Genomic DNA, 26,589 nt, shown 5'->3' with positions numbered 1-26,589 from the left:
GTGCGACAAGGCGGCGTTCTAGACACGTTTTTCAGATTGCGCCAGCCAGAGTGACCCCTTAAACGCAATCTTGGGACACCCTTCCCCAACGAAGGGCGCATATCTGAGAGGGTAGCATCAATGGCTATTACTGCACCGGCTGCGCGGCCGGCTAATCCGCGTTTTTCTTCCGGCCCCTGTGCCAAAATCCCCACATTCGATCTGAACAAGCTGGCGTCCGCGCCCCTGGGGCGCAGCCACCGCGCCGCACCCGGCAAAGCCAAACTGCTTGCGGCGATCGAGACGACCCGCGAGGTCCTCGGTGTGCCCGCGGATTACCGCATCGGTATCGTGCCCGCCTCCGACACCGGCGCTTTCGAAATGGCCATGTGGTCGCTGCTGGGCGAACGCCCTGCCGAAATGGTCGCCTGGGAATCCTTCGGCGCGGGCTGGGTCACTGACGTGGTCAAACAGCTCAAGATCGAAGCGACGGTGCACGAGGCTGACTATGGCCAGATCGTGGACATGACCGCGCTCAACTACGACAACGATGTCTGCTTTACCTGGAACGGCACCACCTCCGGCGTGCGGATGCCGAATGGCGATGCGATCCCGGCGGATCGTGCGGGTCTGACGCTGTGCGACGCGACCTCGGCCGCCTTTGCGCAGGACCTGCCCTGGGACAAGCTGGATGTGACGACATTCTCCTGGCAGAAAGTGCTGGGCGGTGAAGCGGCCCACGGCATGCTGATCCTGTCGCCCCGCGCGGTGGAACGGCTGGAAAGCTACACCCCCGCCTGGCCGCTGCCGAAGATTTTCCGCCTGACGAAAGGCGGCAAGCTGAACGAAGGCATCTTCAAGGGTGAAACGATCAACACCCCCTCCATGCTCTGTGTCGAGGACTACCTGCTGGCGCTGGACTGGGCCAAATCTGTGGGCGGGCTCAAAGGTCTGATCGCACGGGCAGATGCCAACGCCAGGGCCATTGCCGAATTTGTCGCGGAACACGACTGGATAGACTTCCTCGCTGCCGACCCGGCCACGCGGTCCAACACGTCGGTCTGCCTGAAGTTCACCGATGACCGCATCATCGACGGCGCCGCTTTTGCCAAGGCCGTGGCGAAGCGTCTGGCGGATGAGGATGTGGCACTGGACATCGGCGCCTACCGCGACGCCCCTCCGGGCCTGCGCATCTGGTGCGGCGGCACGGTCGAAACCGCCGATATCGAGGCAATGCTGCCCTGGCTCGCCTGGGCGTTCGAGGCCGAAATCAACGCATAGGTGCGTGCCGAGCACGCACCCTGCCCCCTGCCGGTAGGGTCCGTGGTTTCCACGCACCATCCCCCCATTCCATTCAAGGACCACAGCAATGGCTCCCAAAGTACTCATCTCCGACAAACTATCCGACGCCGCCGTGCAGATCTTCAAGGACCGTGGCATTGACGTCGATTTTCAGCCCGATCTGGGCAAGGACAAGGACAAGCTGGCCGAAGTCATCGGCAACTACGACGGTCTCGCCATCAGGTCGGCGACCAAGGTCACGGAAAAGATCCTCGCCAATGCGCCGAACCTCAAGGTGATTGGTCGCGCCGGTATCGGCACCGACAACATCGACAAGGACGAAGCGTCGAAGAAAGGCGTGATCGTCATGAACACGCCTTTCGGCAACATGATCACGACCGCCGAACACGCCATCGCGATGATGTTCGCCGTGGCGCGCCAGATCCCCGAAGCGTCCGCCTCGACCCACGCGGGCAAATGGGAAAAGTCCAAATTCATGGGCGTCGAACTGACCGGCAAGACGCTGGGCGTGATCGGCGCGGGCAATATCGGCGGTATCGTCTGTGACCGTGCACGCGGCCTCAAGATGAAGGTCGTCGCATATGATCCCTTCCTCGGCGACGAGAAGGCTAAGAAGATGGGCGTCGAGAAGGTCGAACTTGACGACCTGCTGAAACGCGCCGATTTCATCACCCTGCACGTTCCTTTCACCGACCAGACCGCCAATATCCTCAGCCGCGAAAACCTGCAGAAAACCAAGAAAGGCGTGCGTATCATCAACTGCGCCCGGGGCGGTCTGGTGGACGAAGAGGCGCTGGCCGACATGCTGAAATCAGGCCATGTGGCAGGGGCGGCCTTTGACGTGTTCAAGGTTGAACCCGCCACCGAAAACCCGCTGTTCAACCTGCCCAACGTGGTCTGCACACCGCACCTCGGTGCCGCCACCTCAGAGGCGCAGGAGAACGTCGCACTTCAGGTGGCCGAACAGATGTCGGACTATCTGCTGACAGGTGCCGTCAGCAACGCGCTGAACATGCCATCCGTCACCGCCGAGGAAGCCAAGGTCATGGGTCCCTGGCTCAAACTGGCCGGTCATCTGGGGGCTTTCATCGGTCAGATGACAGATGAACCGATCAAGGCGATCAATATTCTCTACGACGGGTCGGTCGGCAAGATGAACCTCGACGCGCTCAACTGTGGGGTGGTTGCGGGCATCATGAAACGCGCCAACCCAGATGTGAACATGGTCTCTGCCCCGGTCGTCGCACGCGAAAAGGGCATCCAGATCAGCACCACCAATCAGGACAAATCGGGGGTCTTTGACGGCTATGTCAAGGTCACTGTGGTCACTGACAAACGCGAGCGGTCCATCGCAGGCACCGTCTTTTCCGACGGCAAGCCGCGCTTTATCCAGATCAAGGGCATCAACATCGACGCCGAGATCGGGGCGCATATGCTCTATACCACGAACGAGGATGTGCCCGGCATCATCGGTACGCTGGGCCAGACCATGGGCGAGAACAACGTGAACATCGCCAACTTCACATTGGGCCGCTCAGCCGCCAAGGGAGAGGCCATCGCGCTGCTTTATGTGGATGAAGTCGTGCCCGAACCGGTCATTCAGAAATTGCACGCGACGGGCATGTTCAAACAAATCAAGCCCCTCCAGTTCGACGTGGCCTGACAGGCGGTTCAGGGCGCTCCGGCAGGGGCGCCCTTTTTCCTTCATGCCACCCGGTTGCGCAGAACCACGGCCAGAAACACCAACATCGCCGCAACGCTGACCAGCGATCCCACCTGCGCCAGCAGTTCCGTTCCCGCGGACAGCACGATGGCGATGCCCGGCACCAGCACGACCAAACCGACGACCGAAACCGCGAAGTGAACCTTCGCCAGTCTGCTATCCGCGGCGGCGGGCACCGCGTGGTAGTAGAGCGCAAACAGCGTCATGCTGACCCAGCCGATCAGGTTGAGATGCCCGTGCGCGGGCGACAAGCCGTGATCATGCGTGGCGGACATCTGGATCCCCCACACCATTCCGACCAGCGCCGACAGCACCCCCACGACCAGGAAGTAAAACGACAGACCCTTCATAGTTTACCTTTCATTTCGACCTCTTCGGGCGATTTGCCACCAAACCTATTCTCCGACCCTGCATAATCAGGGCTGCCACCGCAGATGCGAAAGGCAGCCCTTCAGGCAAGTATGACTTCTTTCAAATCATGCGTGCAGTCTGCCAGAAGAATTATGATACAAAAAATCTATTGAATGTATTATCATTATCCACACCATGAATTTCTCCAGCTTCGACCTCAATCTGCTGCGCGTTCTCGACGCACTGCTGGACACCCGGTCCACGACCCGTGCCGGTCAGCGTATCGGGTTGTCGCAACCTGCCGTGTCGGCGGCGCTGAGCAGGCTGCGCCTCGCGCTGAACGACCCCTTGCTCGTCCGCGTCGGCCCACGTCTGGAACCCACTGACTATGCCCTTTCGTTGGCCGACCCACTGCGGAAAGTGCTGGAACAGACCGAAGCCGTTCTGTCCGGTCCACCGCTTTTCGACCCGGCGGTGGCAGAGGACCGATTCTGTCTGTCTGGCAGCGACTTTTTCGCCGAAATGCTGATGCCCGCCCTGGCCGAAAAACTGGGACAGGACGCGCCGGGCGTCCGCATCCAGCTGGTGGACCTCGTGCCCGACAACTTTGCCGGAGCACTGGAGCGGCAGGATGTCGACCTTGCCATGGTCCCCGAAATGAAGGGCCCCTCCTGGATGGAATGGCAACCGATGTTCCGGGCCCGGTTTGCCATGATCGCACGGCGTGGCCACCCCAGACTGGCCGCTTTGCCGACACCGGGTGAAATCGACCTGGATACCTTCTGCGACCTCGGTCATATCCTTTTCTCGCCCGAGGGGAATCTGCAGGCAATGAGCGACGCCGCGCTGGCCGCCGTGGGTCGTGAACGGCGGGTCGTCATGACGCTGCCGGTCATGTACGGCGTATGCAGTGCGGTGGCCGAGACAGACTATGTCGCTATCGTACCCGATCAGCTGGCCCAGAAGATCGTCACCAAGCTGAACCTTCAGATCCTGACGCCCCCCCTCGCGATGCCGGGGCCGATGATCGGCATGATCTGGCACCGCCGGCGTACCAATGCTGCCGCACATCGCTGGATCAGGGGTGTCATCGCCGATCTGATGGCACCGCTTGATCATGAAACTCCGCCACCCGCGCAGCCCCCCTTTCCTTGATCTGCCGACCGGGTTACGTCCTGACCATGAGCAATCCCATCTACGCCGTTGGCGACATTCACGGACAGTTGCACGAACTGCAGCGGGTCCTCTCCCTGATCGAAGCGGACGGCGGCGCGCAGGCGCGCATCGTCTTCCTGGGGGACTACACGGATCGCGGACCGGACAGCCGGGGCGTGCTTGAAACGCTGATCGAAGGACAGCGCGAAGGCAGGCCATGGACCTTTATCAAAGGCAATCACGACCGCATGTTCGAATGGTTCATGCAGGACTATCCCCGGCACGAAGCCTACCTGCCCGTGAACCTCTACTGGCTGCACGAACGGCTGGGCGGTGACACCACGCTCGCCTCTTACGGGATTGATTTCAGCGGGCGAAGCAGGATGCTCGCGGTGCACCGCGCCGCACGGGATGCCGTGCCGCAAAGCCATCTGGACTTTCTGGCCCGGCTCGAATTGTCCTTTGAAACCGACGATCTGTTCTTTTGCCATGCCGGCATCAAACCCGGCGTGCCGCTGGCCGCGCAGGATGAAGAAGATCTGCTGTGGATTCGCAAGGAATTCCACGATTACGAGGCTGCGCACCCCAAGCTCATCGTGCATGGCCACACGCCGGTCTCCTCCGCCCGTCATTACGGCAACCGGGTCAACCTCGACAGCGGGGCGGGTTACGGCGAACCGCTGTCGGCGGTGGTGTTCGAAGGGCACGCCTGCTGGCTGTTGACCGAAACCGGCCGGGTGCCGCTGACGCCCTGAGCAGGGGGCAGCCGGTCAGCCTGCGCCCAGCGCCTTGCGCAGCGGTTCGGCGAAACCATCGAATGTCGGCGCATGGAACAGCCGGACACTGGCCGCGATCTGCTGCATCGCTGCCGCATCGTCCGGACCCGGCCCCGGCCCCGGCTCCCGCAGGACAACCGCCGCGATACGTCCGGGATGCCGGGCGATGGCATCGCGATAGACAAAGGCATCGTGCTGACCGGTATCGCCCACCAGGACGAAGCGAAGCGCAGGATTGGCGGCCAGGATCACGTCGATGCTGGACCCTTTGTGATCGCCATGCGTGCCGGTGATGAACTGGGTCTCTCCGATGCCGTAGTCGCGCAGGAACTTCGGCCCTTCCACCAGGCCAGCGGCGGCAAAGATGCGGCGCAGGAAATGATGCAGGTTCCAGGGGCTGGAGCTGACGTAATAGACGGGATTACGACCGCCATCCGACAGGTCTGCCATGAAGGTCGTCGCGTCTTCGAACAGCTCTCGGGTCAATGCGTTTCCCGTGAGCGAGGTCCACAGGTTGCGCGGCAGCGAATATGCCCCGGTGCGCAGCACGGTGTCGTCGATGTCCGAAATCACGCCATAGGACGCGTCCGCCCGTGCGATCAGGACGGGACAGGTCGCTGCAGCCTCATGCCCTGCAATCGCAACCGTCACGTCCACCCAACCCGTGTCGTCGCCCCGTGGGAGCAACAGGGTAAAGTAGCCTTCGTCGTCCGAAAGCGCCGCGACACCCCGCGCCCGCACCTCGACCCCGACAACTTCGTCCGTGAGAAAGAGCGACACCATCTGACGCAGGTTCAGCCACGCCGACTGATCGGGAACGGGTTTGTTGCGGCGCAGCGCGGTCAGCACCCGGCCCCGCACCACCAGGTGGTCGGGTGTGGCATAGCCGATATAGGGGTCGATGACCCGCCGCCGGTCGCGCTGGCCGCGCAAGCGGTCGATGACGCGCTCGACCCGGTGCGCAAGGCGATGCAGAAGACGTTTGAACATTCGACCTGTTTTGCACCGTCCGCGCCGAGGCGCAACGGGATGGCGGGCGGGGCGACCTGGCCGAAGGCTCAGGAGCGCCGCGCGCCAGTCCAGTCCAACACGACCTTGCCCGACTCACCTGACTTCATTGCCGCGAAACCGGCGTCGAAATCATCGACCGCAAAGCGGTGGGTGATGATGGCAGAAACATCCAGACCGTTCTCCAGCATCGCGATCATCTTGTACCAGGTCTCGAAAATCTCGCGCCCGTAGACGCCTTTGATCGTGATCGCCTTGAACACGATGCGGCTCCAATCCACCGGCGACTTTCCCGGCGGAATGCCCAGCATGGCGATGCGGCCACCCATGGTCATCGCCTCGACCATCTGGTCGAGCGCCGCCTGCGCGCCGGACATTTCCATGCCCACGTCAAAGCCCTGCTTCATCTTCAACCGCGCGACGACATCGCGCAGGTCCTCCTTGGCCACGTTCACGGGCACCACGTCCGCCACGTTCGCCGCCAGGTCCAGCCGCGCCGGGTTGATGTCGGTGATCGCCACATGCCGCGCGCCCACATGCCGCGCCACCGCCGCTGCCATGATGCCGATCGGCCCGGCGCCGGTGATCAGCACGTCTTCACCCACCAGATCAAAGCTGAGCGCGGTATGTACCGCATTGCCCAGCGGGTCCAGAATGGCCCCGATGTCATCGCTGATGGTGTCGGGCAGCGGAACGACGTTGAACGCGGGCAAACGCAGGTATTCCGCGAAGGCGCCTTGTTCGTTCACCCCGATCCCTCTGGTTGCCGGGTCCAGGTGAAATTTTCCGGCCCGCGACTGGCGCGATTGTTTGCCGATCAGATGGCCTTCTCCCGAACACCGCTGGCCGATCTCCAGTCCCTCGACATTGCGCCCGATTTCGACGATCTCGCCCGCGAATTCATGACCGGTGATCATCGGCACCGGTACCGTTGACGCCGCCCAGTCATCCCAGTTCCAGATGTGGATATCCGTGCCGCAAATGCCGGTCTTGTTGATCCGTATCAGCACGTCGTCCGGGCCGATCTCAGGCACCGGGGCGTGGGTCAGCCAAAGCCCCTCGCGGGGGTGCAGCTTGCTCAGCGCCTTCATCTCGTTGCTCATGCCAGAATTCCACAGGCCTTACCGGCAGCCTCAAAGGCGGCGAGAGCTTGATCAAGTTCATCCCGCGTCAGCGCCGCGTTCATCTGTGTCCGGATGCGCGCCTGTCCGCGCGGAACGACCGGAAAGAAGAACCCGCTGATATAGACACCTTCTTCGAACAGATGTGTCGCCATATCCTGCGCAAGCTGCGCCTCGCCCAGCATCACCGGCACGATCGGATGTTCACCCGGCAACAGGTCGAACCCCAGTGCGTCCAGTCCGGCGCGCCAATATTCGGTGTTCTCGAACAGGCGCGCGCGGCGGTCATCGCCAGCCTCGACCAGGTCGAGCGCCTTGAGCCCCGCCATGACGATGGCCGGCGGCAGGGAGTTGGAAAACAGATAGGGCCGCGCACGCTGGCGCAGCAGGTCGATCACCGGCTGCGGACCGGCGATGTAACCGCCAAGGGCCCCGCCCAGCGCCTTGCCCAGCGTGCCGGTCAGCAGGTCCACATCCACCCCGAAGTGTGCTGGCGTGCCAGCGCCCTTTGGCCCCATGAAACCGGTGGCGTGGCAATCGTCTACCATGACCAGCGCCTCGTATTTCTCGGCCAGCGCCGTAATCTCGGGCAGCCGGGCCAGGTATCCGTCCATGCTGAACACACCGTCGGTCGCGATCACGATAAAACGCGCGCCTTCTTCGCGGGCCAGTTTCAACTGACCTTCGAGGTCATCCATGTCACTGTTGGCATAGCGATAGCGTCTGGCCTTGCACAGCCGGATGCCGTCGATGATCGACGCATGGTTCAGCGCGTCCGAGACAACGGCATCTTCCGGTCCGAACAGGGGTTCGAACAATCCGCCGTTGGCATCGAAACAGGCGGCAAAGAGAATCGAATCGTCCTTGCCCAGAAAGGCGGCCAGGCGCTGCTCAAGCTCGCGGTGGATGTCCTGCGTGCCGCAGATAAACCGGACCGACGCCATGCCGAACCCCTTGGGGTCCATCGCATCCTTGGCGGCCGCGATCAGGTCGGGATGGTCGGCCAGGCCCAGGTAGTTGTTCGCGCACAGGTTGATGACGGACCGCCCGCCGACCTTGATCGTCGTCGCCTGCGGCGAGGTGATCAACCGCTCTTTCTTCATCATGCCAGCCTTGTCGATCTCGGCCAGCATGTCTTCGATATGATTGAGATAGGTTTGGGTCATGGGCAGGTCCTTTTCCTGCCAGTTAACATGGCCTGATCCGGCTGAAAACAAAATAATCCGTTATTACGGACAAAATCCGTTTTAAGGGATCCTGGCGATGGCCTAAGTATAGCGAACCACGAGAAACGCATGCACCGGGCCTTCTCGCGCGGCGATGGAATGCGCCACGTCCGCCGGGTAGCGCGCCGTGTCGGACGCTTGGAGCGTTTCCTGGCTGGCCCCGCTGGTCAGTGTGACCTGACCTTTGATCACCGTCAGATGCTCCCGCGCACCGCGCGCATGCGGGTCACTGTCCAGCGTGCCGCCATCGTCCATGCGCAGTTCATAGACCTCGTGCCGGCCTGCATCCTCCGGGGGTGACAGGATCCTGATCCGGCAGCGTGATCCAAGGTTGTTGATGGTGGGGACGTCATGCGCCCTTAAAAGTTCAATCCGCGAAACCTGCGGGTCCTGGTCCAGCAACCCCGCGAAATCCACCTGAAGAGCACGGGTAAGGTTCCACAGCGTCGCGATGGTCGGTGACGATTCCCCTCTTTCGATCTGGCTGACCATGGAACGCGAGACACCCGAAAGTTTCGCCACCGCCTCTAGTGACAGCCCCTGACCCAGCCGCGCCTGTTTCAGGCGGGCGGGCAGTTTCGACAACATGGGGTCCGGCTTCTCCGTCATAACGGAGGGTTTTGCCGGTGCTGTCGGAAAAGTCAACGCGCCGGTTTGGTCCTGACATTCGGTTCAGGTTCGGCCATATTCGACGAAGGACAAAGGAAACATCATGACAAAAGATATCGTAATCCTGGGCGGCGCCCGCACCGCCATCGGCACCTTCGGCGGGGCGCTGGCGGGTGTTGCGCCCATCGACCTGGGCTGCACAGCGGCGAAAGCGGCAATCGAACGGGCCGGTGTCGCCCCGGACCGCATCGGGCATGTCGCTTTCGGCAATGTGATCAACACCGAACCGCGCGACATGTATCTGTCGCGGGTCGCCGCCATGCAGGCAGGTGTCCCGGAAGAGGTTCCCGCGATGAACGTGAACCGCCTGTGCGGCTCCGGTGTTCAGGCCATCGTTTCGGTCATGCAATCCCTGATGCTGGGCGATGCGGAATTCGGCCTTGCCGGTGGTGCCGAGAACATGTCGCGGTCGCCCTACCTTCTGCAGAACGCCCGCTGGGGGCAGAAAATGGGTGACGTCAGATCCGTCGATATGATGCTGGGCACGCTCAACTGCCCCTTTGGCAGTGGCCATATGGGTGTCACCGCCGAAAACGTCGCCGCGGAACACGGCATCAGCCGGGCAGACATGGATGCTTTCGCACTGGAAAGCCAGGAAAGGGCACGTGCTGCCATTGAGGCGGGACATTTCAAGGAACAGATCACCCCTGTCGATGTGAAGGTAAAGCGTGAGACCGTCGCCTTTGAGGTGGACGAGCATCCCAAGGCCACCACCGCAGAGGCGCTTGCCGGTCTGCGCCCCGTATTCAAGAAAGATGGCGCAGTGACCGCCGGAAACGCCAGCGGCATCAACGACGGGGCCGCCGCCCTGGTGCTGGCCACCGCCGACGCGGCACAAAAGGCCGGGCTGACCCCGCGCGCGCGTATCCTCGGCTATGCCCACGCCGGAGTCCGGCCCGAGGTGATGGGGATCGGCCCGGTCCCTGCTGTCGAAAAGCTGCTGGAACGCACCGGTTTGCGGGCCGAAGATTTCGATGTCATTGAAAGCAACGAGGCTTTCGCCGCCCAGGCGGTCGCGGTATCCCGGAAGCTGAACTTCGACCCGGCCAAGGTGAACCCCAACGGCGGGGCCATCGCATTGGGACATCCGGTGGGTGCCACAGGCGCGATCATCACGGTCAAGGCGTTGTACGAACTGGAACGGATCGGCGGCAAACGTGCCCTGATCACGATGTGTATCGGCGGCGGTCAGGGCATTGCGCTGGCGATCGAGCGCATGGGGTGAGACGCTGAATATCGGTACGCGCGGGCCTGACTTGTCTGCACGCGCTTGCTTGTATGAAAGGGCGGGATCAGCCGCCTGAAGGCTCAACGGAATGTCCGGGGACCGTTTCCCGACGTGACATCTTTCTATACGTCAGATGCCCAATGCACTTGGGGCACCCGAAGGTGCCCCAAACTTCACTAGTTTATTCCGGCCTCATTGCTGAGAAGAACCACGCATGGCGCGGACCGGTCAATCGGCCAAGTTACCGCGTGCCGGGCAGGCCAGCTGCGGCTTCCGTCACCATTGCGTCCCAGTTGCGCGAACAGACGCGGTTCAGGCGCTTGATGTCTTCGGCCATCATGGCCAGATCATCGTCGGCACCGGCGATGGAAGTGGAGTTTGCGGAACCTTCAAGCGATGCGGTATCGTTGCTTTCTTCCGCTTGCTCCATGTCTGCAGACTCGGTCGCAGTTGCAGTGCCATCGCTGCCAGCAGTGTTGGAATCCATATCGGCCAGAACCATCATCGCGACCTTGTCGCGGTCCGCACCACCCAGTTCATTGTATTGCTCGCAGGTCATGGTCGACACATCCATGTGCGCAGCGGCGAAAACCGGTGCGGCAAACGACCCGGCAAGAGTGGCTGCGGCGAGCGTTTTGAGTGCAATATTCATCTTAATCTCCTTTGCTAACTGTTGAAGTGACAACAACCTCAGCAAGCGACGGTTCCATATTCGCGCAAAGTTTTCTGCAGGCAACAGCCGCCTGAAATGATCCAATCATTTGAATTCAAATAGAGAATTGGTTCTGAAATAACATGCGGAATTCCGCTGACAGGCGGGCTCGGCGATGATGAATGAACAAATTCTAGACGATGTGAAGGCCCGCGCCAGATGCGTTGTCATCTGCTCTGGACGGCTCTCACGACTGCGCATAACCTTCTGAAAAATGGTCAGGTACACCTTCAAAAGATTGCTCTCCCTGCTGCTGAGCCTCGCCGTCGCGTCCGTGGTGATTTTCGCGGTGATCGAAGTCGCACCGGGCGACCCGGCTTCGTTCATGTTGGGGATGAACGCCCAGCCAGAGACTCTGGCGGCCCTGCGTACGGAGCTTGGGTTGGACGAATCCAAGGTCCAGCGGTACCTGTCCTGGGTCGGCGGCATGCTGACCGGAGATTTCGGAACATCCTACACCTACCGGACGCCGGTGATCGGCATGGTAGCTGACCGGTTGTGGGTCTCATTGCCGTTGGCGATCTACGCGCTTGTGCTTAGCACGGCGGTGGCCTTTCCCGCGGGCCTTTTCGCGGCGTCCCGCCGCGGGCAGGCCGGAGACATCGGCGTAATGGGGGCGACGCAACTGGGCGTGGCGGTCCCAAACTTCTGGTTCGCAATGATGCTTGTGCTGGTCTTTGCCATCAATCTGCGCTGGTTCGCGGCGGGGGGCTTTGCCGGATGGGACAGCGGCTTTTGGGCAGGCATCCACGCACTGACACTGCCTGCCGTCGCGCTGGCATTGCCGCAGGCGGCGATTCTGGCGCGGGTCATGCGGTCATCGCTGCTGGACGTCCTTGGTGAGGACTTCATGCGCACCGCACGCGCCAAAGGGCTGAGCGAACGGCAGGCGCTGTGGCGGCACGGGCTGCGCAACGCGCTGATCCCGGTGCTGACGATCATCGGCCTGCAGTTCTCTTTCCTTCTGGCCGGGTCGATCATCATTGAACAGGTCTTCTATCTGCCCGGGCTTGGACGGCTGGTGTTCCAGTCGATCTCGGCCCGGGACCTGATCGTCGTGGAATCCGTCGTGATGCTGCTGGTGTTTTCGGTCATTTTGGTGAACTTCCTTGTTGATCTCGCCTATGCGGCGGTGGACCCGAGGCTCAGGTCGCGAACATGAGGCGTAACCTTATCATCGGCGCAATGCTGTCCGCGCTCTTCGTCCTCGCTGCGCTGATCAGCTTTTTCTGGACCCCATACGACTACGCCGCGCTGGATATTCCGAACAAGCTTCAGACACCGGATGCGATACATCTTCTGGGCACCGACCATTTCGGCCGCGACATCCTGAGCATGATTATGGTCGGTGCCCGCACCTCCATCGCCGTCGCGCTGGTGGCGGTGGGCATCGGCATGGGGCTGGGCATTCCGCTGGGCTTGTGGGCCGCGGCGCGTCAGGGCAGCTGGCTGGACGAACTGATCATGCGGGGCAACGACCTTGTCTTTGCCTTTCCCAGCATCGTCATCGCGATCCTGATCACCGCAGTCTTCGGCGCCGGGGCGATCAATGCCATCATCGCCATCGGTATCTTCAACATCCCTGTCTTCGCACGGATCACACGGGGCGCGGCGCTGTCGCTGTGGCAGCGCGAGTTCATCCTGGCGGCACGGGTTGCGGGCAAATCCGCCCCGCGCATCTCGGTCGAGCATATCCTGCCCAACATCACGAACCTGCTGATCGTTCAGGGCACCATCCAGTTCTCGCTGGGGATTCTGGCCGAGGCCGCGCTGAGCTATGTGGGCCTGGGCGCGCAGCCGCCGACGCCCTCTTGGGGAAGGATGCTGGCCGATGCCCAGACACTGGTCAGCATCGCACCGCATATGGCCCTGGTCCCCGGGTTCGCGATCATTCTCACTGTGCTGGGTCTCAATCTGATGGGCGACGGGCTGCGCGATTATCTCGACCCGCGGTTGCGGGTGGTGCGCGCATGAGCCTGCTGTCGATCCAGAACCTGTCGCTGTCGATCTACGGGATCAACATCCTGCGCGATGTGACCCTGTCCATCAACGAGGGAGAGATCGTCGCGATCACCGGAGAAAGCGGGTCGGGCAAATCCCTAACCGCCCTGGCCAGCATGCAATTGCTGCCCAAGGGGACGCAGACGCAGGGCCGGATCATCTTCGCGGACCGGGATCTGGCACAACAAAGCGAACAGACGCTTTGCGGCATCCGCGGCAATGACATCGGCATGGTGTTCCAGGAACCGATGACGGCCCTGAACCCGGTGCAGACCATCGGTGCCCAGGTGGCCGAAACCGTCCGCATCCACGAACCCGACACCTCCCGCGCCGAGGCCGAGGAACGCGCGGCGCAGACCCTTGCGAGGGTGGGTCTGCCGCAGGACCGCTTTCCGCTCAGCCGGTATCCGCACGAACTGTCGGGCGGGCAACGCCAGCGCGTGGTGATTGCCATGGCCATCGTGCTGCGGCCTCGTTTGCTGATCGCCGACGAACCCACCACCGCACTGGACGTCACGACGCAGGCGCAGATCCTCGAATTGCTCAGGCACCTCGCCCGCACGGACGCGATGGGCCTGATGATGATCACCCATGACCTGGCTGTGGTCGCCGACCTGGCGGATCGTATCGTGGTCATGCGCAACGGCGAAGTGGTGGAAGAGGGCGAAACCGGGCACCTGCTTCGACACATGAACCACCCTTACACGAAGATGCTCTTTGCGGCCTCCGGTCATCAGGTATCCCTGCCCAAGGTAGCCGCACAGAAACCGCTGCTGGAGGTCACGAACGTCAGCCGGGATTATCGGTTGCCGCGCAAGACCCTGTTTGGCCCGGTCGAGCATTTCCGCGCCGTCGATGACGTGTCCTTTACCATACAAAGGGGGGAGCGGCTGGGGCTTGTCGGCGAGTCCGGCTGTGGAAAATCCACCCTGACCCGCGCGTTGCTGGGGCTCGAACAGGTCCAGGCGGGCAGCATCACGCTGGACGGTGCGCCTGTGTTTTCGGGCAACGCGCCCAATCTTGCCGTGCGGCGCAAGATGCAGGTTGTGTTCCAGGATCCTTTCGGCAGCTTCAACCCCCGACACCGGGTGGATCGGCTGGTGACGGAACCGTTCCACCTTTTGCCCGACCCGCCGACGGGGGCCGCGCGCACCCGCGCCATCGACGAGGCATTGACCGCCGTCGGTCTCGGCCCGTCGGACGCGCGCAAGTACATTCACGAATTCTCGGGCGGTCAACGGCAGCGTATCGCCATTGCGCGCGCCTTGATCATCCGGCCCGAGCTGATCCTGTTCGACGAAGCGGTGAGCGCGCTGGATGTCTCCGTGCGTAGCCAAATTCTCGACTTGCTCGCCAATCTCTGCGGTGCCTATGACCTGACCTATCTGTTCATCTCGCACGACCTGTCGGTGGTGCGCACGGTCACGGACAGGGTGCTGGTCATGAAGTCAGGCAAGATCGTCGAGGAAGGACCAACCGAACAGACCTTCGAGAACCCGCAACATCCCTATACCAGGACGCTGATAGATGCGGCCCCGGTCCTGCCGCAACTGCAAGAGACGGGATGACCGGCGGGAAGCTTCTCTTTTCGGGTGGATCGCGGACCGGGCTTGGCAAGCGTCCCGGCAAGCGGCACACTGGGCGCTGAACGACCAGGAGGCCAAAGCCATGCGACTGACCGCGAAGACAGCAATCATCACCGGCGGTGCTTCCGGCTTTGGCGCGGGGATCGTGCGGCGCTTCATCCAGGAAGGTGCGCGGGTGATGATCGCGGACATCAACGCCAGCGCGGCACGCGACTTTGCCGAGGAGATGGGGGACCACGCCGTGGCCCATACCGTGGATGTGGGCGACGGCGCGTCTGTCAACGACATGGCCCGCACCGCGATGGATGTCTTTGGTCATGTGGATATACTGGTCAACAACGCCGGTGTCACTCACCTTCCGACACCGCTGGATGACGTGTCCGAAGAGGACTTCGACCGCGTTTTCAGGGTCAACATGCGATCTGTCTACCTGACCGCCCGCGCGCTGGCGCCGCACATGAAAGAACGCGGCGCGGGGGCGATCCTGAATGTCGCGTCCACCGCCGGCGTGTCGCCGCGACCGAACCTGAGCTGGTACAATGCCTCGAAAGGCTGGATGATCACCGCGACCAAGGCGATGGCAGTCGAGCTCGCCCCGAAGGGCATTCGCGTGAACGCGCTGAACCCGGTCGCGGGTGAAACCCCCCTTCTGAAAAGCTTCATGGGTGAGGACACGCCGGAAATGAGGGCGAAGTTCCTGTCGACCATCCCCCTGGGCCGGTTTTCGACGCCGCAGGATATGGGGAATGCGGCGCTGTTTCTCTGCTCGGATGAGGCCAGCATGATCACCGGCGTCGCCATGGAAGTGGATGGCGGACGGTGCATATGACCGGTACCGCCTGGCAGCACGACTTCTGAACACCCCGATCCCGACAGGCGTGAAATGAATACCGGACCCGGAAATCTGATCACCGACGTGCCCGGCCTGAAGGTCGGGAACGCACAGGACGATGCGTTGAAATCCGGCACGACCGTCTTGGTCGGCGAGGCACCCTTCGTAGCCTCCGTGCATGTCATGGGCGGCGCGCCCGGCACGCGCGAGACCGATCTGCTGGCCCCGGACAAATCGGTCGATGCGGTGGATGCGCTGGTGCTGTCGGGCGGTTCGGCCTATGGGCTCGACGCCTGTTCGGGCGTCGTTGACGGGCTGCGGGCGGCAGGTCGCGGGTTTACCATCGGCCCGGCCGTCATTCCGCTTGTCCCCGGTGCGATCATCTTTGACCTGCTGAACGGCGGCGACAAAACCTGGACCGAGAATCCTTACCGTGCGCTGGGCCGACAGGCACTGGACGCGGCGACAACGGAATTCGAGCTGGGCACCGCAGGCGCCGGCACAGGCGCGCTCAGCGCGATGATGAAGGGCGGTCTGGGGTCCGCTTCGCTGGTGCTGCCGGATGGCAGCACCGTGGGCGCGCTGGTGGCTGCCAATCCGGTCGGCGCCGTGACAACGCCGGGGGACCGGCATTTTTACGCCGCCCCCTTCGAGGTAGGGGCGGAATTCGGCGGTATCGGGCCGGACCTTGCCACCGGGCTGGGCAGGACGCTCGACAGCCGCAAGATGCGGGCGATGTCCCCGCGAGAGAACACGACGATTGCCATAGTCGCCACTGACGCCGCCCTGACCAAGGCGCAATGCCAACGCGTCGCCGTCGCCGCACATGACGGGATCGGCCGCGCCACCGTCCCGGCACATACACCGCATGACGGCGATCTCGTCTTTGCGCTCAGCACCGCGGGCAGGGCCGCCGGGGACGTGACGCTGATCGGCCATGCCGCCGCACTGTGCCTGTCCCGCGCCATTGCACGGGCAATCTACCATGCGACGCCGCGCCCCGGCGACCTGCTGCCTTGCTGGAGCGACCTGAATGCCTGACCTGACGCTTGACGATCTGTCCTTGCACTATGAAATCGAAGGCGATGGTCCACCGCTTGTGCTGCTGGCGGGGATGCTGAGCGACAATGCCGCCTGGACGCCGCTGATCCCGTTGCTGCGTGACCGCTTCACCCTGATCCGTCCCGACAACCGCACCACCGGTCGCACCACCCCCGTGAACGCTCCCGCCACCATGAATGACATGGTGCAGGATGTCGTCGCTTTGATGGATCATCTGGGACATCCGCGGTTCCATGTCGCGGGCCATTCCATGGGCGGGCTGATGACGCTTGAAGTCGCCGGACTGTTCCCGGACCGGGTGGCCAGCGCCACCGTCATGGCCTCGGGTCGGGTGCGCAGCCCGCGCACCACGGCGGTGTTTGAGGCACTGCTTGCGATCCGGCGGATGCCCGGAGGCGAGGAAGCTTGGCTTCGTGCGCTTTATCCCTGGATTTTCCGGCCGGAATTCTTTGCCCAACCCGGCAGCGTCGAGGCGGCGCTGGAAGCGGCGCAGGCCTATCCCTATGCCCAGACCGCCGATGCGATGGCGCATCAGCTGGACGCCTTCAAGGCGTTCCGACCCCAGGCCCGCTTGTCGGATATCGCCTGCCCGACACTGATCCTCTATGCGGCACAGGATGTTCTCGTGCCACCCGCACTGGCCCGGCCGGGTTTCGAAGGTATCGCCGACCTGCGAGAAGCCACTGTCGAGGATGCGGGCCATTCCATTGTCTGGGACGCCCCGCAGTCTGTCGTGTCACATCTGGACGATTTTCTGTCGGCCCATCCCTTCAGCTAGCGTCAGGCTGATGCGCGGGCGCTGCGCGTTCCAGCGCCGGGGTCGCCATGCAATTCTCATGGATGCGCAGGATCGTGGGACAGTTGCTCATGTCCACTTCGAACCGCGCGTTGTTCAGCACCTGGGCATAAAGGCACAGGTCCGCCATTCCGACCGTATCGCCGTGGCAGAAGCGGCCCGTTTCGGGCTCCGCCGCGAGCCGGGTTTCGAGCGCCTGCATCCCGGCCCCTGCCCACTTGCGGAACCAGGCTGCCTTGCCCGCCGCATCGACACCGAACTCGGTCTCAAGGTGCTGCAGGACGCGCAGATTGTTCACCGGATGGATATCCAGCGCGATGATCTGCGCCAGGCTGCGTACACGCGCCCGGCCCCAAGGGTCGTCGGGCAGCAGCGCGGGTTCCGGGTGCACCTCATCCAGCCATTCCAGGATTGCCAGCGACTGGGGCAAGGCCCCCTGCGGTGTAACCAGTGTCGGCACCAGTCCCGACGGGTTCAGCGCCAGATGCGCGGCGCTGGCCTGTTCGCCCTGCAAAAGCGAAAGCGGCACATAGTCGAACGCCAACCCCTTGAGGTTCAGCGCCGCGCGCACCCGGACAGAGGTGGAGGACCGAAAGTAGTTGTGAAGAACCAGGTCGCTCATGCGCGCTCGCCGATGGTAACTTTCAGCTCGCCGATGCCCTCGACGCCGCCGGTGATCACGTCACCCGTCACGACGGCCCCGACACCAGCGGGGGTGCCGGTCATGATCAGATCACCCGGAGCAAGGGTCATGGCATGGCTCAGGATCGACACGTGTTCACGCACCGACCAGATCAGATCGGACAGGTCCGCCTCCTGCCGGAGGTTGCCGTTGACCGCCAGCCAGATGCGCCCGCGCTCTACACTCGGTACATCTGCCAGCGGCTTGATCGCTGCAATCGGCGCCGACTGGTCGAATGCCTTGGCCCAGTCCCAGGGGCGGCCCATTTCCTTGGCCTCGGCCTGAAGGTCGCGGCGGGTCATATCCAGCCCCACGGAAGCGCCCCAGACATGATCCATCACGTCATCCTCTGCGATTTCCGCGCCGCCCTTTCCAATGGCGATGACCAACTCGATCTCGTAATGCAGGTTCTCGGTCAGCGGCGGATAAGGCATGGTGCAAGGCGCATCCACCGCCGCATCTGCAGGCTTGGTGAAAAAGAACGGCGCCTCCCGCGTCGGGTCCTTGCCCATTTCGCGCGCGTGGGCCTCGTAGTTGCGCCCCACACAAAAGATCCGGCGTACAGGGAAACGCGCATCGCTGTCCTGCACGGCAAGGCTGGCCTGGCGGGGAGGGTCGAAAACAAACATGGGCAAGCTCCTTTCGCTGGGCGCAACGAACACCGCCAGCCCGGCGTCGTCAATGGAAAGCGTGTTGGCTATACACACCCTATGCCATAGAAGGACCGAAATAGACGGCAGGAAAATCACATGAAGACAGCACTCATCACCGGCGTGACCGGTCAGGACGGTTCCTATCTGGCGGAATTCCTGCTGGAAAAGGGCTACGAGGTACACGGGATCAAGCGCCGCGCATCCCAGTTCAACACCCAGCGAATTGACCACATCTTTCAGGATCCGCACGAACGGAACCGCAATTTTCACCTGCACTACGGGGATCTGACCGATACATCGAACCTGACCCGCATTCTGGCAGAGGTCCAGCCGGACGAGGTTTATAATCTCGGGGCGCAAAGCCATGTGGCGGTCAGCTTCGAGGCACCGGAATACACCGCCGACGTGGACGCCAACGGTGCGCTGCGCCTGCTTGAGGCCATTCGCTTTCTCAAGATGGATCAGAAGACCCGGTTCTATCAGGCGTCGACATCCGAGCTCTACGGCTTGGTGCAGGAGACGCCGCAGACAGAGACGACGCCGTTCCATCCTCGCAGCCCCTATGCCGTGGCCAAGATGTACGCCTACTGGATCACGGTAAATTACCGCGAAGCTTACGGGATGTATGCCTGTAATGGCATCCTGTTCAACCATGAGAGCCCGCGCCGCGGGGAGACCTTTGTCACCCGCAAGATCACCCGCGGACTTTGCAACATCGCGCAGGGGCTGGAACCCTGCCTGTACATGGGCAACATCGACGCCCTGCGCGACTGGGGCCATGCGAAGGACTATGTGCGCATGCAATGGATGATGTTGCAGCAGGACGTCGCCGAGGATTTCGTGATTGCCACCGGGGTCCAGTACTCAGTTCGCCAGTTCATCGAATGGTCGGCGGCGGAATTGGGCCTGACTTTGAAGTTTGAAGGCAGTGGGGTGGACGAGGTCGGCATCGTCGACAGCATCACCGGCGACAAGGCTCCCGCTTTGCGGGAGGGGGACGTGATCTTTCGTATCGACCCGCGCTATTTCCGACCGGCAGAAGTTGAAACGCTGCTGGGCGATCCGTCCAAGGCCAAGGCCAAGCTGGGGTGGACCCCACAGATCACGGCGCAGGAAATGTGTGCCGAGATGGTCGCCAGTGACCTGCGCAACGCCCAGCGCGAACGCGTGCTCAAGGATCACGGGTATGATCCGCAAATGTCGCGCGAGGACTGAGCGGTGGCGGGCAAGCTCTTTCTCACCGGCGGCAACGGCATGGTCGGCCTCAACATCCGAAACCATACAGGCGCGTCCGGATGGACGATACTGGCCCCCGGCTCCGCCGAGGTGGACCTGACGGATGCCGGCCAGACCGCCGCCTACATCGCCGCGCAGAAGCCCGACGTGATCGTTCACGCCGCAGGACGCGTGGGAGGCATTCAGGCGAACATGGCGCATCCGGTGGCATTTTTGGAACAGAACATCGCCATCGGCCGCAACGTCATCATGGGCGCGCGTGCCGCAGGGGTGGCACGGCTGATCAATCTCGCGTCCACCTGCATGTACCCCGCGCAGGCGAAAAACCCCCTGCGGGAGGAAAGCATCCTGACAGGGCCGCTCGAACCCACGAACGAGGGCTATGCGATTGCCAAGATCATGGCGATGAAGCTTTGCGACTACATCCGAATTGAAGACCCGGATGCGCACTACAAGACGCTGATCCCCTGCAACCTTTACGGGCCATATGACAAATTCGACCCAAAGGCGTCGCACCTGCTGCCTGCGATCATTCATAAGGTGCACGAGGCGATGCGCACGGGTGCGGAAACAGTCGAAATATGGGGCGACGGTACCGCACGGCGCGAATTCATGTACGCAGCGGATCTGGCCGGTGCCGTCTGGAAAGCGGTAAAAGACCCCGCCGCCCTGCCCGGCGCCATGAACATCGGGCTGGGTCATGACCATTCGATCAACGATTATTACGCAGCCGTTGCCGAGGTGATCGGCTGGGAGGGGAGGTTCACCCACGACCTGTCCCGCCCCGTCGGCATGAAACAGAAACTCTGCGCCACCGACCGGCAGACTGCCTGGGGCTGGCAGGCCCCCACCCCACTGCGCGAGGGGATCGCCAGAACCTACAACTATTACCTGGAGCACTACGCCACATGAGCTTTACATACCCCCTTGCCACGTCCTCCTGGGACGACGCGGAATATGCCGCCATTGACCGGGTAATCGCATCCGACATGTTTTCGATGGGACCGGAGGTACGCGCATACGAAGAAGAGTTCGCCGATCTGTTTGGCTCAAAGTTCGCGGTCATGGTCAATTCGGGATCGTCCGCGAACCTGCTGATGACAGCGGCGCTCTTCTATTCTCGTAACCCTGCGCTGAAGCTCAACCGGGGCGACGAGGTGATCGTGCCAGCGGTCAGTTGGTCGACCACCTATTTTCCCCTATCGCAATATGGCCTGCGGCTGAAATTCGTGGACATCGACCGCGAAACGCTGAACTACGATCTGACCGCACTGGAAGCCGCGATCACCGACAAGACGCGCGCGCTGATGGTGGTGAATCTGCTGGGCAACCCAAACGACTTTGCCCGCCTCAAGGCGCTGACGGAACCGCGCGGGATCGTCATGATCGAGGACAATTGCGAATCCATGGGCGCGACCTTTGAAGGCAAGCAAGCCGGAACGTTCGGGGTCATGGGCAGCTATTCGTCCTTCTTCTCGCACCACATTTCGACCATGGAAGGCGGCATGGTCGTAACCGATGACGAGGAACTGTACCACGTCATGCTGTCCTTGCGCGCCCACGGGTGGACGCGGAACCTGCCAAAGTTCAACCATGTCACCGGCGAGAAATCCGATGACCCCTTCGAGGAGAGCTTTCGCTTTGTCCTGCCAGGGTACAACCTGCGCCCGCTGGAAATGTCGGGTGCCCTGGGCCGAGAACAAATCCGCAAACTGCCTGCCCTTATCGACGGACGTCGGGCCAACGGAACACTGCTGCAAGAGGCGCTGAGCGATCACCCGCGCGTCATGATCCAGAAGGAGATCGGAAAATCGAGCTGGTTCGGCTTCTCCCTCGTGCTGCGCGAAGATCACGCCGGGACCCGTGCCCAGATGGTGCGCGACCTTGGGGCAAAGGGATTTGAATGCCGCCCCATCGTTGCGGGCAATTTCGCCAAGAACGAAGTCATGCAGTATATCGACCATGAGATTCACGGCACTCCGAAAAACGCTGATTACATCGACGCCCACGGCTTGTTCGTGGGCAATCACCACTATCCCCTGACCGAGGCGATCAAGGAACTTGCCAAGCTCTGAGTGCCGCAGGGTAACTGTGGCCATCTCGGACCCGCAGACCCGCGTGTTTCCAGTTGTGCAGCAAACCGGGGTCTCAATAGCGCAGCTCGGCAGAATCGGCCGGGGTGTGTCAGCCCGCCATATCCCTGCCGCTATGCGCAATCTATAGTGCGCCGAACAATGAAGAGGACCAAGCGATGACAGCACCGGAAATCACCCCGGTTATCCTTTGCGGAGGGTCAGGCACAAGACTTTGGCCCGTGTCCCGCAAGAGCTTTCCCAAGCAGTTCATTTCACTGATCGGCAAGGGCAGCCTCTACCAACAATCAAGCACGCGTCTGTCCGGGCCGGGCTACGCTGCCCCGATGATCGTCACCAATTCCGATTTCCGGTTCATCGCCACACAACAGCTGGCCGACGCCGGGCTCGATCCAGGCGCCGTCCTGATTGAACCGCAGGCCCGCAACACCGCCCCTGCCCTGCTGGCGGCAGCCCTGGTACAGATGCAGACGGACCCGGACGCCCTGATGCTGGCCGCGCCCTCGGACCATTACATCACCGAAGCTGACAAATTCCGCGACAGCGTTCAGCGTGGGGTGGACGCGGCAGTCGCCGGACAGATCGTCACCTTCGGCATCCATCCGGATCGCCCCGAAACCGGCTACGGCTATCTCGAAGTCGGCGGAGGTGACGGCGGTGCTGTCGTACCGCTGAAACGCTTTGTCGAGAAACCTGAACTGGCCGAGGCGGAGCGGATGCTGGCGTCGGGCGGCTACCTGTGGAACGCGGGCATTTTCATGTACACCGCCCGGACCCTGGTCGATGCCTATGCCGTCCATGCACCCGACTTGCTGACGCATGTACGGGCCGCCGTGGAGGGAGCTCGCCCCGATCTTGGCTTTCTGCGGCTTGACCCCGAAGCCTGGTCCCGTTGCGAGGATATCTCCGTCGATTATGCAATCATGGAGAAGGTGACGAACCTGAGCGTCATTGAGCACCACGGCGACTGGTCCGATCTGGGGGGCTGGGCGGCCGTGCACCAGCACGCCGGTAAAGATGAAGACGGGGTCGCGGTGCAAGGCGCCGCACTGGCGATCGACTGCATGGACAGCCTGCTGAGGTCCGAGAACGCGGGCCAGCAGGTGGTTGGCCTGGGACTGGACGGTATCGTCGCCGTTGCAATGCCCGACGCCGTCCTGATCGCCCATCGCGACAGGGTTGCGGACGTGGGCAATGTGGTCAAAGAAATGCGCAAACGCAGCATTCCGCAAGCTGACGCCTTTCCCAAGGATCACCGTCCCTGGGGCTTTTTCGAGACGCTGATCCTGGGCGGACGGTTTCAGGTCAAACGCATCGTCGTCACACCGGGCGCCGCGTTGAGCCTGCAAAGCCATGTCCACCGTTCCGAGCATTGGATCGTCGTCGCGGGAACGGCCAAGGTCACGATCGACGACAAGGTGCAGCTCGTGTGCGAGAACGAATCCGTCTACATCCCGCTGGGCGCCGTACACCGGATGGAGAACCCCGGTAAGGTCCCCATGGAACTGATCGAGGTCCAGACGGGAAGCTACCTCGGCGAGGACGACATTGTGCGCTACGAAGACGTCTACGCCCGTGGCCAAGGGGCCAAGGGCTAAGGTCAGGACCCGCGCCCCATCAGGATGCAGGCTGTTCCTTCTCTTTCGCATCATCGTCATCGACGATCAGTTGCGCGTCCTCGATATCGCTGCGGGTGGCAACCTTTTCAGCGCCATCCGCCCCTGTCTCATCCGCAGGCGCGCCGACGATCAGCGGCAACATCTGGACGCCACCCGGCATCGCGACTTCCGACATCGGCGGCGTCTTCCAGGCCAGCGTGTCGAAGCTCTTGCAGTTTTCGCAGATCGGTTTCCAGTTTGCATGAATGTGCTGGCAGTTCTCGCAGATCCACTGCGGCCCGCGCGACACTGTCAGCGCACGTGCAAGCCACCCCTTGACCACCGTATCCGACGCGCCCTCGCCCCGTTCGATAGCCGCCATGAGCGTTACTGAACGCGCTGTCGGGTTTTCCTCTGCCAGCTTGCCCAGCGCACGGCGGGCGGCGGGGAAATCCTCGTTCGCGATATTCAGTTCCGCCAGCAGCATCTTGGTTTCCGGATGATCGGGCTGCAAACGGGTCAAGGCGCTGAAGCGTTTGATGCGGGCGGCGGGTTTCTCGTCCGGCTCGATCGCGGCAAAAGCGGCCGCGAGGTCCGGGTGCGGATGCACGCTCCATGCCTTGGTCAGAACGCGGGAGGCATAGCGCGGCTTCTTGCGGTCGATGTAGCCCTGAGCGGCCATCACCGCCGCCGGGATCAGATCGGGCGACAGGCGGTTCGCTTCGATCGCTTCTTCGCGCGCCTCGATGTCATTGCCCTCGGCAAAAACGTCGCGCGCTTCGGACAGGGCCAGCACGGCGTCGCGCCGCTTGTGCACATCGCGCGGCAGCTGGCCGTTCTTCAGCTTGGTGCTCAGCGTCTTGCGGGCGCCGCTCCAGTCTTCTTTCTCGGCCTGAAGACGCAGCAGAACATCGCCGGTTTCCTCGTGCTTCGGCTTCAGCGCGAACGCCTTTTCCGCAAGTTGCAGCGCGGTATCTGTATCACCCTCGGCAAGCTTCTGCTTCATGAGCCCGCGCACCCCGACAAAGCGGGTCTTCTCGTCGGCCACAAGTTTACGGTAGGTCGCTTCCGCCTTGCGACGATCGCCCGACAACTCGGCGGCCTGCGCGGTCAGCAGGTTGGTCAGCGCGGGGCGGTTCAGGTATTTGTCCGCCTTGGCGGCCTTCGCCATCGCGATCTTCCCCTCTCCGCTGGCCAGCGCCATCAACCCGTCCGAGAGTGCTTCGAACCCCTTGCGTTCCCGGTTCTTGTCGAAATAGCGGCTCAACGCGGTCTCGTCCCCGTTCAGGAAGTGCAGCGTGGCGGACAGCAACGACAGGATCTTGAGCAGCAACCAGACCGCCAGCAGCAGCAGCAGCACCGCGATGACGGATTGCAGCGGACCAAAGCTGTATTCCGTTCCCATCAGCGTGACCTGCACGCCACCCTGACTTTCCAGCAGGTACCCGGCACCCCAGGCCAAGGCGCCGACGACGGCAACGAAAACGATAATCTTAATCAACGACCACAGCATATTCAGGGTATCCTTAGTTTGCCGTCAGGCTTTGCGACAGGTCTTCCACCCCCGCTTCGGCACCGGCGCGCGCGCGTGCGTCGGTGATCCAGTCAGACATGGCGGTCTTCGCCTCGTCGGGCAGAGTCTCTATTTCTTCTAGGGCGGCGGACACCCGGCCATCCCGCAGGGCCGCTTCGGCCCGCGACAGGACCGCATCCGGGTCGGACCCTTCTCGCGGCTGCACAGACCGTGCATCCAACTGCCGACGCAGGAACGCGGTCACGCCGCCGTTTTCCTCACCGCTCTGTCCGCTGGCGCGGGCGGCTGAAAGGGCATCGCGCGCCGCGTCGGGAAAGCGATTCTGCAGGTTGTTCAGGGTGGCGACCCCCTCGGCGGCGCCATCGACCAGCGGCTGCGGCAGATCGTCCACGCCCGCATCCCTCAGGTCATCCACCGCACTGTCAAAAGCCGCACCACTGCTGATTGCCGCCGTGATCTTGCTCACACCCGCCTGAACGGCCGCCGCACGTGCCGCCGCCGCAGTCGCATCTTCAATGCTCTGTGCGTTTTCCAGCAGGCGCTGGATCTCGGACCTCTGCTGGTCAAGCGCCGCGCGCATCTCTTGCAGATCCGCGGCACCGGCGGACCCGTCACCGGACCCGTTCGCGGGGCGGTCTTCCAGCGCGGCGATACGGGTTTCGAAGGATTGGACCGTCTCCGACAGCTGTGCGATCTGTTCTTCAACGCCGCTGAGATCCGCCTCGGGGGGGGCCGCGCCTTGAAGCTCCGCGATGTCCCGGGCCTGACTGTCGAGCCGGGCCTCGACCGCGTCATTCGCCCCGCGAAGGTTCAGCAGGTTCGCTTCCGACGCAGCAAAGCCGAGCACCGCAGCAACCACACCGCCCAGAACGAGCGGCCAGAAGATACTGCCGGACCGACCGCTTTGGTGCGAAGCCGCTTCCGGCGGCCTGGTCGGAGACGCCGTTTCGATGCTGTCGGTGCTCTTGGCGATCACCCGGCGGGTCGGCTGAAACGCCGTCTTGGGATCTTTGCGGGTCGGATCAATATCCGCCGTTCTTGCGCCATCGGTCGGTGCGGCGGGCGCAGAGGCAGCCGGGTTATGCGCCGTGGCGGCAGTGCTGCTTGCCTTTGTCGGCGGGGTGGTGTCGGCCTTTTTCGTCTCTTTCGCATCTGGCTTGGCCGAAGCTTTCTTTGCCGCCGCGCTGGCGCTGGACACGGGTGCATCAGCCTTGGTGTCGCTGGCCACCTTGGTTGTCTTTGATCGGGAACTTGAAGCCTTTGCCG

The 26,589-nt window shown here is 62.6% G+C and carries 25 protein-coding genes; 15 read left to right on the top strand and 10 right to left on the bottom strand.

Features of this window, described 5'->3' with window-relative positions:
- Positions 1–120: 120 nt before the first annotated feature.
- Together FIU94_RS05685 and serA are read left to right on the top strand one after the other, a co-directional pair.
- Positions 121–1,260, top strand: a complete 1,140-nt coding sequence (locus FIU94_RS05685) for a phosphoserine transaminase (protein ID WP_152464857.1) — start codon at positions 121–123, stop codon at positions 1,258–1,260.
- Positions 1,261–1,348: 88 nt separating this feature from the next.
- Positions 1,349–2,944 (top strand): phosphoglycerate dehydrogenase, encoded by a 1,596-nt coding sequence (gene serA, locus FIU94_RS05680; protein WP_152464856.1) that lies wholly within the window; start codon positions 1,349–1,351, stop codon positions 2,942–2,944.
- A 41-nt stretch (positions 2,945–2,985) separates the two neighbouring features.
- Here the strand turns inward: serA and FIU94_RS05675 are convergent, their stop codons facing one another.
- A complete protein-coding gene (locus FIU94_RS05675; protein ID WP_152464855.1) occupies positions 2,986–3,354 on the bottom strand; it encodes a hypothetical protein in 369 nt (122 codons plus the stop codon).
- Positions 3,355–3,550: 196 nt separating this feature from the next.
- Here FIU94_RS05675 and FIU94_RS05670 point away from each other — a divergent pair, with 196 nt between their 5' ends.
- Both FIU94_RS05670 and FIU94_RS05665 read left to right on the top strand, forming a co-directional pair.
- Positions 3,551–4,510, top strand: coding sequence for a LysR family transcriptional regulator (locus FIU94_RS05670; RefSeq protein ID WP_152464854.1), 960 nt, complete (start codon positions 3,551–3,553; stop codon positions 4,508–4,510).
- A gap of 26 nt (positions 4,511–4,536) precedes the next feature.
- Complete coding sequence (locus tag FIU94_RS05665; protein ID WP_152464853.1) at positions 4,537–5,265, top strand: metallophosphoesterase family protein; 729 nt, start codon at positions 4,537–4,539, stop codon at positions 5,263–5,265.
- A gap of 15 nt (positions 5,266–5,280) precedes the next feature.
- Here the strand turns inward: FIU94_RS05665 and FIU94_RS05660 are convergent, their stop codons facing one another.
- The 4 genes from FIU94_RS05660 to FIU94_RS05645 all read right to left on the bottom strand — a co-directional run bounded on the left by FIU94_RS05660 (position 5,281) and on the right by FIU94_RS05645 (position 9,250).
- Complete coding sequence (locus FIU94_RS05660; protein WP_152464852.1) at positions 5,281–6,276, bottom strand: phosphatase domain-containing protein; 996 nt, start codon at positions 6,274–6,276, stop codon at positions 5,281–5,283.
- A gap of 68 nt (positions 6,277–6,344) precedes the next feature.
- A complete protein-coding gene (gene tdh / locus FIU94_RS05655) occupies positions 6,345–7,397 on the bottom strand; it encodes an L-threonine 3-dehydrogenase (protein WP_152464851.1) in 1,053 nt (350 codons plus the stop codon).
- Positions 7,394–8,581 (bottom strand): glycine C-acetyltransferase, encoded by a 1,188-nt coding sequence (locus FIU94_RS05650; RefSeq protein WP_152464850.1) that lies wholly within the window; start codon positions 8,579–8,581, stop codon positions 7,394–7,396. Before FIU94_RS05650 ends, tdh begins: the two co-directional genes overlap by 4 nt.
- A gap of 102 nt (positions 8,582–8,683) precedes the next feature.
- On the bottom strand, positions 8,684–9,250 hold the full coding sequence (locus tag FIU94_RS05645; protein ID WP_152464849.1) for a helix-turn-helix domain-containing protein: 567 nt from the start codon (positions 9,248–9,250) through the stop codon (positions 8,684–8,686).
- Between the two features lie 103 nt (positions 9,251–9,353).
- Here FIU94_RS05645 and FIU94_RS05640 point away from each other — a divergent pair, with 103 nt between their 5' ends.
- Positions 9,354–10,535, top strand: coding sequence for an acetyl-CoA C-acyltransferase family protein (locus FIU94_RS05640; protein WP_152464848.1), 1,182 nt, complete (start codon positions 9,354–9,356; stop codon positions 10,533–10,535).
- Between the two features lie 244 nt (positions 10,536–10,779).
- On the opposite strand, the gene FIU94_RS05635 is transcribed toward FIU94_RS05640, so the two are convergent.
- Entirely contained in the window at positions 10,780–11,190 is a 411-nt protein-coding gene (locus tag FIU94_RS05635; protein ID WP_152464847.1) for an HdeA/HdeB family chaperone, read from the bottom strand.
- A 274-nt stretch (positions 11,191–11,464) separates the two neighbouring features.
- On the opposite strand from FIU94_RS05635, the gene FIU94_RS05630 reads away from it, so the two are divergent.
- The 6 genes from FIU94_RS05630 (at position 11,465) to FIU94_RS05605 (ending at position 17,509) form a co-directional block, all read left to right on the top strand.
- The gene (locus tag FIU94_RS05630) at positions 11,465–12,412 is read left to right on the top strand and encodes an ABC transporter permease (RefSeq protein ID WP_152464846.1); all 948 of its coding nucleotides are present in this window, start codon (positions 11,465–11,467) and stop codon (positions 12,410–12,412) included.
- The gene (locus tag FIU94_RS05625) at positions 12,409–13,224 is read left to right on the top strand and encodes an ABC transporter permease (RefSeq protein ID WP_152464845.1); all 816 of its coding nucleotides are present in this window, start codon (positions 12,409–12,411) and stop codon (positions 13,222–13,224) included. The genes FIU94_RS05630 and FIU94_RS05625 overlap by 4 nt, the downstream gene beginning before the upstream one ends.
- Positions 13,221–14,819 (top strand): ABC transporter ATP-binding protein, encoded by a 1,599-nt coding sequence (locus FIU94_RS05620; RefSeq protein WP_152464844.1) that lies wholly within the window; start codon positions 13,221–13,223, stop codon positions 14,817–14,819. Before FIU94_RS05625 ends, FIU94_RS05620 begins: the two co-directional genes overlap by 4 nt.
- Before the next feature lie 100 nt (positions 14,820–14,919).
- Positions 14,920–15,666, top strand: coding sequence for an SDR family oxidoreductase (locus FIU94_RS05615; protein ID WP_152464843.1), 747 nt, complete (start codon positions 14,920–14,922; stop codon positions 15,664–15,666).
- Between the two features lie 54 nt (positions 15,667–15,720).
- Positions 15,721–16,710: a P1 family peptidase gene (locus FIU94_RS05610; protein ID WP_152464842.1), complete on the top strand. Its 990-nt coding sequence runs from the start codon at positions 15,721–15,723 to the stop codon at positions 16,708–16,710.
- Complete coding sequence (locus FIU94_RS05605; RefSeq protein WP_152464841.1) at positions 16,703–17,509, top strand: alpha/beta fold hydrolase; 807 nt, start codon at positions 16,703–16,705, stop codon at positions 17,507–17,509. The genes FIU94_RS05610 and FIU94_RS05605 overlap by 8 nt, the downstream gene beginning before the upstream one ends.
- Here the strand turns inward: FIU94_RS05605 and maiA are convergent.
- Together maiA and FIU94_RS05595 are read right to left on the bottom strand one after the other, a co-directional pair.
- Positions 17,502–18,149 (bottom strand): maleylacetoacetate isomerase, encoded by a 648-nt coding sequence (maiA, locus tag FIU94_RS05600; protein WP_152464840.1) that lies wholly within the window; start codon positions 18,147–18,149, stop codon positions 17,502–17,504. The two genes, FIU94_RS05605 and maiA, sit on opposite strands and share 8 nt — an antisense overlap.
- Positions 18,146–18,838, bottom strand: a complete 693-nt coding sequence (locus FIU94_RS05595; protein ID WP_152464839.1) for a fumarylacetoacetate hydrolase family protein — start codon at positions 18,836–18,838, stop codon at positions 18,146–18,148. Before FIU94_RS05595 ends, maiA begins: the two co-directional genes overlap by 4 nt.
- Positions 18,839–18,958: 120 nt before the next feature.
- Here FIU94_RS05595 and gmd point away from each other — a divergent pair, with 120 nt between their 5' ends.
- From gmd to FIU94_RS05575, 4 genes are all read left to right on the top strand, one after another.
- On the top strand, positions 18,959–20,077 hold the full coding sequence (gmd, locus tag FIU94_RS05590; protein WP_152464838.1) for a GDP-mannose 4,6-dehydratase: 1,119 nt from the start codon (positions 18,959–18,961) through the stop codon (positions 20,075–20,077).
- Positions 20,078–20,080: 3 nt separating this feature from the next.
- Positions 20,081–21,010 (top strand): GDP-L-fucose synthase, encoded by a 930-nt coding sequence (locus FIU94_RS05585; RefSeq protein WP_152464837.1) that lies wholly within the window; start codon positions 20,081–20,083, stop codon positions 21,008–21,010.
- The gene (locus FIU94_RS05580; RefSeq protein ID WP_152464836.1) at positions 21,007–22,173 is read left to right on the top strand and encodes a DegT/DnrJ/EryC1/StrS aminotransferase family protein; all 1,167 of its coding nucleotides are present in this window, start codon (positions 21,007–21,009) and stop codon (positions 22,171–22,173) included. The genes FIU94_RS05585 and FIU94_RS05580 overlap by 4 nt, the downstream gene beginning before the upstream one ends.
- Before the next feature lie 176 nt (positions 22,174–22,349).
- Positions 22,350–23,789, top strand: coding sequence for a mannose-1-phosphate guanylyltransferase/mannose-6-phosphate isomerase (locus FIU94_RS05575; protein WP_152464835.1), 1,440 nt, complete (start codon positions 22,350–22,352; stop codon positions 23,787–23,789).
- A 19-nt stretch (positions 23,790–23,808) separates the two neighbouring features.
- Here the strand turns inward: FIU94_RS05575 and FIU94_RS05570 are convergent, their stop codons facing one another.
- Together FIU94_RS05570 and FIU94_RS05565 are read right to left on the bottom strand one after the other, a co-directional pair.
- Entirely contained in the window at positions 23,809–25,302 is a 1,494-nt protein-coding gene (locus FIU94_RS05570; RefSeq protein ID WP_152464834.1) for a heme biosynthesis protein HemY, read from the bottom strand.
- Between the two features lie 13 nt (positions 25,303–25,315).
- Positions 25,316–26,551, bottom strand: coding sequence for a COG4223 family protein (locus FIU94_RS05565; protein WP_152464833.1), 1,236 nt, complete (start codon positions 26,549–26,551; stop codon positions 25,316–25,318).
- Between the last annotated feature and the right edge of the window lie 38 nt (positions 26,552–26,589).

It is taken from the genome of Sulfitobacter sp. THAF37 (assembly GCF_009363555.1).
GTDB lineage: Bacteria > Pseudomonadota > Alphaproteobacteria > Rhodobacterales > Rhodobacteraceae > Sulfitobacter.
This window is presented reverse-complemented; position numbering and strand designations above follow the sequence as displayed.

Bases quoted from the DNA above. Each gene is read 5' to 3' on its own strand.
- FIU94_RS05685 (WP_152464857.1), top strand. From the start codon at position 121: ATGGCTATTACTGCACCGGCTGCGCGGCCGGCTAATCCGCGTTTTTCT.
- serA (WP_152464856.1), top strand. From the start codon at position 1,349: ATGGCTCCCAAAGTACTCATCTCCGACAAACTATCCGACGCCGCCGTG.
- FIU94_RS05675 (WP_152464855.1), bottom strand. From the start codon at position 3,354: ATGAAGGGTCTGTCGTTTTACTTCCTGGTCGTGGGGGTGCTGTCGGCG.
- FIU94_RS05670 (WP_152464854.1), top strand. From the start codon at position 3,551: ATGAATTTCTCCAGCTTCGACCTCAATCTGCTGCGCGTTCTCGACGCA.
- FIU94_RS05665 (WP_152464853.1), top strand. From the start codon at position 4,537: ATGAGCAATCCCATCTACGCCGTTGGCGACATTCACGGACAGTTGCAC.
- FIU94_RS05660 (WP_152464852.1), bottom strand. From the start codon at position 6,276: ATGTTCAAACGTCTTCTGCATCGCCTTGCGCACCGGGTCGAGCGCGTC.
- tdh (WP_152464851.1), bottom strand. From the start codon at position 7,397: ATGAGCAACGAGATGAAGGCGCTGAGCAAGCTGCACCCCCGCGAGGGG.
- FIU94_RS05650 (WP_152464850.1), bottom strand. From the start codon at position 8,581: ATGACCCAAACCTATCTCAATCATATCGAAGACATGCTGGCCGAGATC.
- FIU94_RS05645 (WP_152464849.1), bottom strand. From the start codon at position 9,250: ATGACGGAGAAGCCGGACCCCATGTTGTCGAAACTGCCCGCCCGCCTG.
- FIU94_RS05640 (WP_152464848.1), top strand. From the start codon at position 9,354: ATGACAAAAGATATCGTAATCCTGGGCGGCGCCCGCACCGCCATCGGC.
- FIU94_RS05635 (WP_152464847.1), bottom strand. From the start codon at position 11,190: ATGAATATTGCACTCAAAACGCTCGCCGCAGCCACTCTTGCCGGGTCG.
- FIU94_RS05630 (WP_152464846.1), top strand. From the start codon at position 11,465: ATGGTCAGGTACACCTTCAAAAGATTGCTCTCCCTGCTGCTGAGCCTC.
- FIU94_RS05625 (WP_152464845.1), top strand. From the start codon at position 12,409: ATGAGGCGTAACCTTATCATCGGCGCAATGCTGTCCGCGCTCTTCGTC.
- FIU94_RS05620 (WP_152464844.1), top strand. From the start codon at position 13,221: ATGAGCCTGCTGTCGATCCAGAACCTGTCGCTGTCGATCTACGGGATC.
- FIU94_RS05615 (WP_152464843.1), top strand. From the start codon at position 14,920: ATGCGACTGACCGCGAAGACAGCAATCATCACCGGCGGTGCTTCCGGC.
- FIU94_RS05610 (WP_152464842.1), top strand. From the start codon at position 15,721: ATGAATACCGGACCCGGAAATCTGATCACCGACGTGCCCGGCCTGAAG.
- FIU94_RS05605 (WP_152464841.1), top strand. From the start codon at position 16,703: ATGCCTGACCTGACGCTTGACGATCTGTCCTTGCACTATGAAATCGAA.
- maiA (WP_152464840.1), bottom strand. From the start codon at position 18,149: ATGAGCGACCTGGTTCTTCACAACTACTTTCGGTCCTCCACCTCTGTC.
- FIU94_RS05595 (WP_152464839.1), bottom strand. From the start codon at position 18,838: ATGTTTGTTTTCGACCCTCCCCGCCAGGCCAGCCTTGCCGTGCAGGAC.
- gmd (WP_152464838.1), top strand. From the start codon at position 18,959: ATGAAGACAGCACTCATCACCGGCGTGACCGGTCAGGACGGTTCCTAT.
- FIU94_RS05580 (WP_152464836.1), top strand. From the start codon at position 21,007: ATGAGCTTTACATACCCCCTTGCCACGTCCTCCTGGGACGACGCGGAA.
- FIU94_RS05575 (WP_152464835.1), top strand. From the start codon at position 22,350: ATGACAGCACCGGAAATCACCCCGGTTATCCTTTGCGGAGGGTCAGGC.
- FIU94_RS05570 (WP_152464834.1), bottom strand. From the start codon at position 25,302: ATGCTGTGGTCGTTGATTAAGATTATCGTTTTCGTTGCCGTCGTCGGC.